The sequence below is a fragment of the Azonexus sp. genome, assembly GCF_047638095.1.
GTDB lineage: Bacteria > Pseudomonadota > Gammaproteobacteria > Burkholderiales > Rhodocyclaceae > Azonexus.
Window position 1 is genome coordinate 18,082 of sequence record NZ_JBLJBW010000036.1, and the last position, 9,094, is coordinate 27,175.

Genomic DNA, 9,094 nt, shown 5'->3' on the forward strand with positions numbered 1-9,094 from the left:
GTCATCGTCACGACTTGAGCAATTCCTCGCGCTGGCCCAGCCAGCGCTGGAGGTGCGCAGCGCTGGCATCGGGGTGCTCCTGCAGCATTTCATCAACGCAAGCGCGAGCCGCTTCGACCAGCTCCGCATCCGCCTCGAGATCGACATGGCGCAACAAAGGCACGCCGCTTTGCCGCGCCCCGATAAACTCCCCTGGGCCGCGCAAATGCAAATCCTGCCGGGCAATCTCAAAACCGTCGGTATGCTCGAAAATTATTTTTAGACGCTGACGGGCAATTTCGCCCAAAGGCCCGGCGTAGAGCAAAATACAACTCGATTCATAGCCCCCGCGCCCGACCCGGCCGCGCAACTGATGCAGCTGCGACAAACCAAAGCGTTCGGCATGTTCGATCACCATCAAACTGGCATTGGGCACATCAACCCCCACTTCGATCACCGTCGTCGCCACCAACACATCGAGCGATCCGGCGGCGAAAGCGCGCATCACCTCCTGCTTGGCGTCCGCCTTCAAACGGCCATGCACCAGTCCAATGCGGCATTGCATAAGTTCCGCCGACAAGCGCGCGAAAGTTTCTTCCGCCGTCTGTAACTGCAGGGTTTCCGATTCCTCGATCAAGGGGCAAACCCAATAGGCTTGCCGCCCTTCTTCGATTTGCTTGGCCACAAAATCGATCACATCGCGCCGCCGGTTATCGGCCACCAACCGCGTCTTGATCGGGGTGCGCCCCGGCGGCAATGCGTCGAGCACACTGACATCGAGATCGGCGTAATAGCTCATCGCCAAGGTGCGCGGAATCGGTGTTGCCGACATCATCAACTGGTGTGGATTCGCGCCTTTGCTGCGCAAGGCCAAACGCTGGGCAACGCCGAAACGATGCTGCTCATCGACAATCACCAGCCCCAGCCGGGCAAAATCCACCCCTTCCTGAATCAGGGCGTGCGTGCCAACGATGAGTTGAGCGTCAGCGGCCGCCGCGGCCAACTGGGTGCGCTTGGCTTTGCTGCTCAAACTGCCGCTCAACCAGGCCAAACGCACGCCCAAGGGGGCCAACCAGTCGTTCAGTTTCAGATAATGCTGTTCCGCGAGAATTTCGGTCGGCGCCATAAAAGCCACCTGCCAGCCGGCGGCTATCGCCTGACAGGCGGCGAGCGCGGCAACGATGGTTTTCCCCGCGCCGACATCGCCTTGCAGCAAACGCTGCATCGGGTAAGCCTGCGCCAGATCGGCGGAAATTTCGGCCACCACCCGCGTTTGCGCGTCAGTCAAGGCAAAGGGCAAGGCGGCACAGAGGGCGGCACGCAAGACACCATCGTCCACCAACACCGGCGCGCCTTGCGCGCGGCGCGCCAAAAAGGCACGGCGTAAGGACATCTGCTGCGCCAGAGCTTCATCGAACTTGATCCGCCGCCAGGCAGGGTGGCGCTTGTCCTGCAGCGCCTCGAGATCCGCGTCGGGCATGGGATGGTGCAAAAAACGCAGGCTGCGCGCAAAGCCGGGCAGGCGGTGGCGGGCGCGTAAATCTTCCGGCAAGGTTTCCGCCAAATCGGCGCGCTCGAGCGTGCGCCGTATCAATTTCTCCAGCGCACCGCTGGTCAGGCCGGCAGTGCTCGGGTAAACCGGCGTCAGGGTTTGTGCCAGCGGCGTTTCCGGGGCCACACTATGGCAGCGCGGATGCACCATTTCCAGCCCCCAGAAATTACCGCGCACCTCGCCAAAAACCCGCAGACGCGCTCCCGGCGCGAACATGGCCTGCTGGCTGGGATAAAAATTGAGAAAGCGCAGATTGACCTCGCCGCTGGCATCAAAAGCCTGCGCCACCAATTGACGGCGCGGATTCATTTGAATTTCGCAATGCCGGATTTCAACCTCAAGCAACACCGGCGCGCCGCACAGGGCGCGGGCAATCGGCGTCAGACGGGTTTCGTCTTCATAGCGCAGAGGCAGATGCAGGAGCAGGTCGTCTTCCGTGCTCAGTCCCAGACGCGCCAATTTTTTCTTCAGCGCATCCCCAACCTGTATGGCCCGACTGGCCATGCCCCTTAGGCGAGAACCATCACCGCGTCTGCTTCGACCAATGCGGCACGCGGCAATTCCTTGACGCCGACTGCCGCACGCGCGGGAAAAGGCGCGCTGAAATAACGCGTCATGCACTCATTGACCTTGGCAAAATGCGCGAGATCGGTCAAATACACATTGAGTTTGACGACATCGTTCAAAGAACCGCCAGCCGCTTCAGCCACCGCTTTGAGATTATCGAAAACGCGCACGATCTGCGCATCTATCCCCTCCACCATCTGCATACTGACCGGATCGAGACCGATTTGGCCGGACAGATACACCGTATCACCGGCACGCACGGCTTGCGAATAGGTGCCGATTGCGGCGGGGGCGTGCAAAGTACTGATAATGCTGCGCGTCATGAAAATATCCTGTAAAAATTGAATGATGCGGTGCCAAGCTCAGCGCGTCGCTTTGGGTAAAACCAAGAGACTTTCGATGCCCAGCGCCTTCAGTTTTGCCTGTGCCGCCAAGGCCTCCTGGCGCGTATGGAAGGGCCCGACCTGGACCCGGGTTTCGACCTGCGTCGGAATACCGTTGAGCGTGAGTTTGGCATGTAACTCCTCGGCCCGCTCGGCGCTGTTGAACACCCCAGCCTGCAACAAAAAACCTTCGGCCGAGCGCGCCGGGCGCGGTGGTGGTGGCGTCAGCTCAAGATTTTGGCGCGGCGGCGTGACGACGACGGCATGCGGCGCGCTTGCTGACGAGGTTTTTGCCTGTTTTGCCTGCGCCGGGCGCGGTGTATCGAGCGCGAGCGGCGGCGCGGCGGTGCCTTCTGCGACAACGACTTCGTTCTTCGTCGCTTTGCCTGCGGCCGGAGCCGGCGCATGTTCTGTTTTTCCCGGGCTGGCGGGCGTGGCCGCGATATCCGGCGGGGGCGGGGCGTCCGTAACTGCCGGCGCAGCCTCTTCTGCGGTATTTGCCGGTGCCTCGCTTTCTTCCGGGGCCAGTGAAAGCGGTTGGGTTAATGGTTTTTTCGGTGCCACCGGAACAGCTTCAGTAAATTCCGGCGCATCCGCCTCCTCTGCCGGCTGCGAAAGGCGATCAAAAACAGCCAGCAAGGCCAGCAAAAGCAGCACCAAACCGCCCGCCACAGCCAAACGTTTACTCAACTGGCGGCGTAAATCCGCTGATTCTGTCGTCGGCGTACCTGCTGTGTGTAAATCTTCTGCCATGCCCGCCCCTCAATGTGCGTTTGTTGCCTGGTTTTGCGTCAAGGCCACGACCAACTCGGCCTCCGCCCGGGCGATGCCGCAGCGTTCTGCAATCATTTCTGCCGTATGTCCGGCCAGCGCCATCTGCATCGCATCACCATACAAGGGCGAAACATTCTGCGCCACGCGCATTTGCCCAAGATCGTGCTGCATGTCCTTGCGCAAAGCCGCCAGTTCGCTGCGCAAAATATCGACCTCGTCGCGCAAGAGTGAAATTTCCTGCGCTTGCGCCGCAAAATCAGCGGCGCGCGCGCTTGCCGAGGAATGTGCCGCCACAGCAAGATCTTCCTCCAAGACCTGGGCTGCGCGCTCTGTTTCTCTTTCTCGCGCTGAGTGGGTAAGCGCGTCGTCGGGAGCAGGCACAGGAGCCTCGGGCACACCCGCGGTCTGCCGTGCCGTCGGTGGTTCGATATGGCGCATGCGCCACAACACCCGGCCGATATAAAACGCCACCAGCACGATGAGGAGCAAAACGCCTTCGCGTAACCCCAGACTCATCCCGGCGATATTCATGCCTTGCCTGTCAGCTTAAAAACCGACGGAATATTGCACGCCAAAAACGTGGCCACTGCCTTCATATTTACCCACGGCGGCGCCATCGGCCACCTTGCCGTCGCGCAAATACTGATAGGCGTAGCCCACATCGAGCACGCTGGCCTTGCCAAAGGCCCACTGCCCACCCAAGGAAAGCCACAGGCGGTCGTTATCTGGCAGCAAGACGCTGCGTTTATGTTTGCTCATCGGCGCATGATCGTAGGCGATACCGAATTTCACCTTGCCTTGCGCATGAAACTTATACGCCGCGCCCCAGGCAAAGCGCCAGGCGTTGTCAAGGTCATAGCCGTCGATCGACTTCCACTGCGTATAAGACAAATCCCCCATCGCTTCCCAACGATCCGACATCTGCTGCCACACGGAAAGCGTCAGGCTGCCCGGGGTGTCGAGATCACCTTTATACGCAGCGCCATTGTTACGCCCCGAAAGGCGGTGTTCGATTTTCGAACGGTAAGCCAAGCCCACGCGCATGGCGGGCGACAAGGTGAACAAAACACCCAGATTCCAGCCCGTGGCCGAGTCATCCGCTTTCACATCATTGGTCGCATTAAGCCAGCGTCCATCGAGGCGCTGGTAGTTCAAACCCGCGCCCAGGGCGACCTTGTCGTTGAGTTTGTAGGCCAGCGCCGGATTCACATTCAGCGAACGAATTTCAACGCGCCGCCCGCTGGCATCACCCTGCCAGCCTGCCGTGTAATCGAGATCGAGCATGTAAGGGCGCGATACGCCCAATCCAGCGCTAAGCTGCGGCGTGATTTGCCAGCTGAAATAGGCATTGGGCAAAGCATACGGCTCACCGGCTTCGCCGCCAGAATGACCCGCCGCGCCGCGAAATTCGCGCTGATCATTGACGCCTACGATACCCGTCGAAATAGTGATCCCGTTCAGGTTGGCCAAACCCGCCGGATTATAAAAAATCGTCGCCGCATTATCAGCAACTGCCGCCGAACCGGCATAGGACACCCCCAGCCCGCTGGCGCTCTGCTCCAAAGACTGAAAACCTGCTGCCACGGCAGAACCTACGCAACCCAAGGTAATCATGGCCGAAAAGATAGGCAGTTTCATGCTTTTGCGTTTCATTTTTTCTATTCCACCCCAAGGGCATGTACAGCGCAACTTGCGCCCAAAAGAAAGCTGATTTTATTCCATTTTTGCAGTTTTTTTAGCAGATTCCTTGCCGCATCCGGCACTTTTTAAGGCTATGTCGTAAGTACCCCACCTTGGCTGAGTTTGCCGAGCGAAGCCGGAATTTTCCCCTGTTTGTCCCTATACTCCCGCTTTCTCATACTGCCTTGCCGCCTGTCATGCGCCGCTCCAACAAACCGCCCGCTGGGCCGCCCGCCACCGATCTGCATATCCGGCAGACCCTGCGCACACTGTCCCCCTATCTCTGGCAATTTCGCGGGCGGATTCTTGCCGCACTGGCCTGCCTGATTCTCGCCAAGCTCGCCAATGTCAGCGTGCCCATGGTGTTCAAGGAGATGATCGACAGCTTTGCCGGGGAAACCCCCTGGGCACTGCCGGTTTTACTCCTCCTGCTCTACGGCACGCTGCGCTTTGCCAATGCCTTATTTACCGAATTACGCGAAATTCTCTTTGCGCGCGTGACGCAACGCGTCATCCGGCGGGTGGCGCTGGAAGTCTTCCAACATTTACACAACCTCTCCTTGCGTTTTCACCTTGCTCGCCAGACTGGCGGCATTTCCCGCGATCTGGAGCGCGGCACCCGGGCCATTTCCAGCCTGATTTCCTATACCCTGTATTCCATCCTCCCCACCCTCATCGAGATTTTGCTCGTTCTGGGCATCTTGTTCGTGCGTTACGACATTGGCTTTGTGCTGATCACCTTGGCCTCCCTCGCCACCTATGTCATTTTCACAGTCAAAATCAGCAACTGGCGCATCAACATCCGCCGCGCCGTCAATGAAAATGACAGTGCCGCCAACAGCCGCGCCATCGACAGCCTGATCAACTACGAAACAGTCAAATACTTCAACAACGAAGCCTGGGAAGTGCAGCGCTACGACGCGCAGTTGGTGCACCTGGAAACCGCCAGCGTGCGCAGCCAAACCACGCTGGCTTACCTCAATCTGGGGCAACAGGGCATCATTGCGCTCGGCGTCACCGCCATGATGTGGCGCGCCGCGGCCGGTGTCACCGAGGGCAGCATGACGATCGGCGATCTGGTGCTGGTCAATGCCTTTCTGATCCAGCTTTATCTGCCGATGAATTTTCTCGGCATCGTGTACCGGGAAATTCGTCAGGCGCTGGCCGATATCGAGCGCATGTTCGCCCTGCTCGCCAGCGAGCGGGAGATCGTCGACCGCCCGAACGCACAGGAACTGCCGGCGCAGGCACCGCTCGCGGTCGAGTTCCGGCAGGTCGATTTCGCCTACGAGAGCAACCGCCCCATCCTGCATGGCGTGGACTTTCACATTCCGGCCGGGCGCACTTTGGCGGTGGTAGGCGCTTCCGGCTCAGGCAAATCGACACTGGCCCGCCTGCTTTACCGTTTCTACGATGTGCGCAGCGGCAGCATCTGCATCAATGGCCAGGATATCCGCGACCTCACCCAAAACAGTCTGCGCGCCGCCATCGGCATCGTGCCGCAGGATACGGTGTTGTTCAACGAAACCATCCTCTACAACATCCGCTACGGCCGCCCGCAGGCGAGCGACGAGGAGGTTTTCCAGGCGGCCCAGGCGGCGCATCTGCACGGCTTCATCGAGAGCCTGCCGGAGGGCTACCAGACCCCGGTTGGCGAGCGCGGTCTGAAACTCTCCGGCGGCGAAAAACAGCGCGTCGCCATTGCCCGCGCGCTGCTCAAGAACCCGCAGCTGCTCATTTTCGACGAAGCCACTTCCGCCCTGGATTCCAATACAGAGCGCGCCATTCAGGGCGAACTGGAACAGGCGGCGCGTGGGCGCACCAGCCTCATCATCGCCCACCGCCTGTCGACCATCATGCAGGCCGACAACATCCTGGTGATGGACGGCGGGCGTATCGTCGAACAGGGGCGGCACCTGGAATTGCTGGCGCAAGGTGGCCACTACGCCCGCATGTGGGCGTTGCAACAGCAGGAGAATTGATCGCTTATGGAAATTCCGCCCAACAAAAAACCGGCCTGAGCCGGTTTTTTGTTGGATCGCAGTGCCTTACTCGGCGCTATCCTCTTCTGCTTCGACCGCTTCGGTATTTTCCGGACGATCGACCAGTTCGACGAAGGCCATCGGCGCATTGTCACCCACGCGGAAGCCGCACTTCAGAATGCGCAGATAGCCGCCCGGACGGGTGGCATAGCGCGGTCCGATTTCAGCGAACAGCTTGACCACGATCTCACGATCGCGCAGGCGGTCGAACGCCAGACGCTTGTTGGCCAGAGTCGGGGTTTTGCCGAGGGTGATCAGCGGCTCGACCACACGGCGCAGTTCCTTGGCCTTGGGCAGGGTGGTTTTGATCGCTTCATGACGAAGCATGGAAACCGCCATGTTGCGCAGCATCGCCAGGCGATGGCTGCTGGTGCGGTTCAGTTTACGAAGACCATTACGGTGACGCATGGTTAATCCTTTCTATGTTCTGCAGGCGTCCCTTGGCAACCTGATCTGTTAAAGGCTTACGCCTTCTCCAGACCGGCAGGCGGCCAATTTTCCAGTTTCATGCCGAGCGTGAGACCACGCGCGGCAAGCACTTCCTTGATTTCATTCAACGACTTGCGGCCCAGATTCGGCGTTTTCAACAACTCGTTCTCGGTGCGCTGAATCAGATCACCGATGTAGTAGATGTTTTCTGCCTTCAAGCAGTTGGCCGAACGCACCGTCAACTCGAGATCATCGACCGGGCGCAGGAGCACCGGATCAACCTGAGTCGGCTTGGCAGCTTCCGCCACCGGTGCCGTCCCTTCGAGATCGGCGAACACGGCAAGTTGCTCGATCAGCACGCGGGCAGCGTAGCGAATCGCTTCTTCCGGCTCGACGATGCCGTTGGTTTCGATATCGACGATCAGCTTGTCGAGGTCGGTGCGCTGTTCCACCCGCGCCGCTTCAACCGCGTAGGCCACCCGGCGCACCGGGCTGAACGAGGCATCCAGCACCATCTGACCGATGGTTTTGGAGTCGCCCAGGTTACGCATGTTGCCCGGCACATAGCCACGGCCTTTTTCCACCTTGATTTCCATGGCCAGCTTGCCGCCAGCGGAAAGGTGGGCGATGACGTGTTCCGGGTTGATGATCTCGACATCGTGCGGCAGCTCGATATCGCCGGCGCGCACCGGGCCTTCGCCTTCCTTGTTGAGCTTCAGGCTGACCACCTCGCGGCTGTGCAGCTTGAATACGATGCCCTTCAGGTTAAGGAGAATGTCGACCACGTCTTCCTGCACGTTGTCGATCGACGAATACTCGTGCAACACCCCGTCGATCGAAACTTCGGTCGGGGCAAAACCCGGCATCGACGAGAGCAGGATGCGACGCAGCGCATTACCCAGGGTATGTCCGAAACCGCGTTCAAACGGCTCCATGATGACCTTGGCTTCAACCGGCGAAACACTCTGTACGTCAATGATGCGGGGCTTGAGAAGTCCACTGCTTTGCATGGGCTAAATTCCTCTGCTTGCGGGTTACTTCGAATAAAGTTCGATGACCAGACCTTCATTCAGGGTCGGCGACAGTTCAGAACGCTGCGGCATTGCTTTGAACGTGCCCTTGCCTTCTTTCACATCCACCGAAATCCACTCCGGGAAACCCCGGCTCTCAGCGGCTTCCAGCGCGGCCTTGCAACGCAAGGAAGCGCGGGCGCGGTCGGTGAGCTGCACCACATCGCCGGCTTTGACGATGTAGGAAGGAATGTTCACGCGCTTGCCATTGACCAGTACGCCGTTGTGACGGACAACCTGACGCGATTCGGCGCGGGAAGCACCAAAACCCATGCGGTAGGCGACGGCGTCCAAACGCGACTCCAGGAGTTGCAGCAGGTTTTCGCCGGTCTGGCCCTTGCGGCGGTCAGCTTCGGCAAAGGTCTTGCGGAACTGGCCTTCGAGCACGCCATAGACGCGGCGAATCTTCTGCTTGGCGCGCAGGTGCACACCGTAGTCCGACAGACGGGCACCGGACTTCTGGCCATGCTGGCCAGGCGCATAGGCGCGGCGTTCGATGGCGCACTTGTCGGTAAAGCACTTTTCGCCCTTGAGGAACAGTTTTTCGCCTTCGCGGCGGCACTGACGGCATTTCGGATCGAGATTACGAGCCACTTGTCTTTCTCCTTAGATGCGGCG

9 protein-coding genes are annotated in these 9,094 nt (G+C 59.7%); 1 reads left to right on the forward strand and 8 read right to left on the reverse strand.

The genetic code is table 11. The features are described 5' to 3' along the window. Positions 1 to 7: 7 nt before the first annotated feature. The 5 genes from recG to ACM62Q_RS09985 are packed head-to-tail and all read right to left on the reverse strand — an operon-like array spanning position 8 to position 4,893. Positions 8 to 2,035 (reverse strand): ATP-dependent DNA helicase RecG, encoded by a 2,028-nt coding sequence (gene recG, locus ACM62Q_RS09965; protein ID WP_415036102.1) that lies wholly within the window; start codon positions 2,033 to 2,035, stop codon positions 8 to 10. A gap of 5 nt (positions 2,036 to 2,040) precedes the next feature. Further along, on the reverse strand, positions 2,041 to 2,421 hold the full coding sequence (locus ACM62Q_RS09970; RefSeq protein ID WP_415036103.1) for a RidA family protein: 381 nt from the start codon (positions 2,419 to 2,421) through the stop codon (positions 2,041 to 2,043). A gap of 39 nt (positions 2,422 to 2,460) precedes the next feature. Continuing rightward, entirely contained in the window at positions 2,461 to 3,234 is a 774-nt protein-coding gene (locus tag ACM62Q_RS09975; protein WP_415036104.1) for an SPOR domain-containing protein, read from the reverse strand. A gap of 9 nt (positions 3,235 to 3,243) precedes the next feature. Continuing rightward, positions 3,244 to 3,786, reverse strand: a complete 543-nt coding sequence (locus ACM62Q_RS09980) for a DUF2802 domain-containing protein (RefSeq protein WP_415036105.1) — start codon at positions 3,784 to 3,786, stop codon at positions 3,244 to 3,246. Between the two features lie 15 nt (positions 3,787 to 3,801). Continuing rightward, positions 3,802 to 4,893 carry an OmpP1/FadL family transporter gene (locus ACM62Q_RS09985; RefSeq protein WP_415036106.1) on the reverse strand — a complete coding sequence of 364 codons (1,092 nt, stop codon included), beginning with the start codon at positions 4,891 to 4,893 and terminating at the stop codon, positions 3,802 to 3,804. 239 nt (positions 4,894 to 5,132) lie between these two features. On the opposite strand from ACM62Q_RS09985, the gene ACM62Q_RS09990 reads away from it, so the two are divergent. Continuing rightward, positions 5,133 to 6,917 (forward strand): ABCB family ABC transporter ATP-binding protein/permease, encoded by a 1,785-nt coding sequence (locus ACM62Q_RS09990; protein WP_415036107.1) that lies wholly within the window; start codon positions 5,133 to 5,135, stop codon positions 6,915 to 6,917. Positions 6,918 to 6,983: 66 nt separating this feature from the next. Here the strand turns inward: ACM62Q_RS09990 and rplQ are convergent, their stop codons facing one another. The 3 genes from rplQ to rpsD are packed head-to-tail and all read right to left on the reverse strand — an operon-like array spanning position 6,984 to position 9,070. Then, entirely contained in the window at positions 6,984 to 7,385 is a 402-nt protein-coding gene (rplQ, locus tag ACM62Q_RS09995; protein WP_415036108.1) for a 50S ribosomal protein L17, read from the reverse strand. A gap of 56 nt (positions 7,386 to 7,441) precedes the next feature. Continuing rightward, positions 7,442 to 8,416 carry a DNA-directed RNA polymerase subunit alpha gene (locus ACM62Q_RS10000; RefSeq protein ID WP_415036109.1) on the reverse strand — a complete coding sequence of 325 codons (975 nt, stop codon included), beginning with the start codon at positions 8,414 to 8,416 and terminating at the stop codon, positions 7,442 to 7,444. A gap of 24 nt (positions 8,417 to 8,440) precedes the next feature. After that, positions 8,441 to 9,070, reverse strand: coding sequence for a 30S ribosomal protein S4 (gene rpsD / locus ACM62Q_RS10005; RefSeq protein WP_415036111.1), 630 nt, complete (start codon positions 9,068 to 9,070; stop codon positions 8,441 to 8,443). Positions 9,071 to 9,094 lie beyond the last annotated feature (24 nt).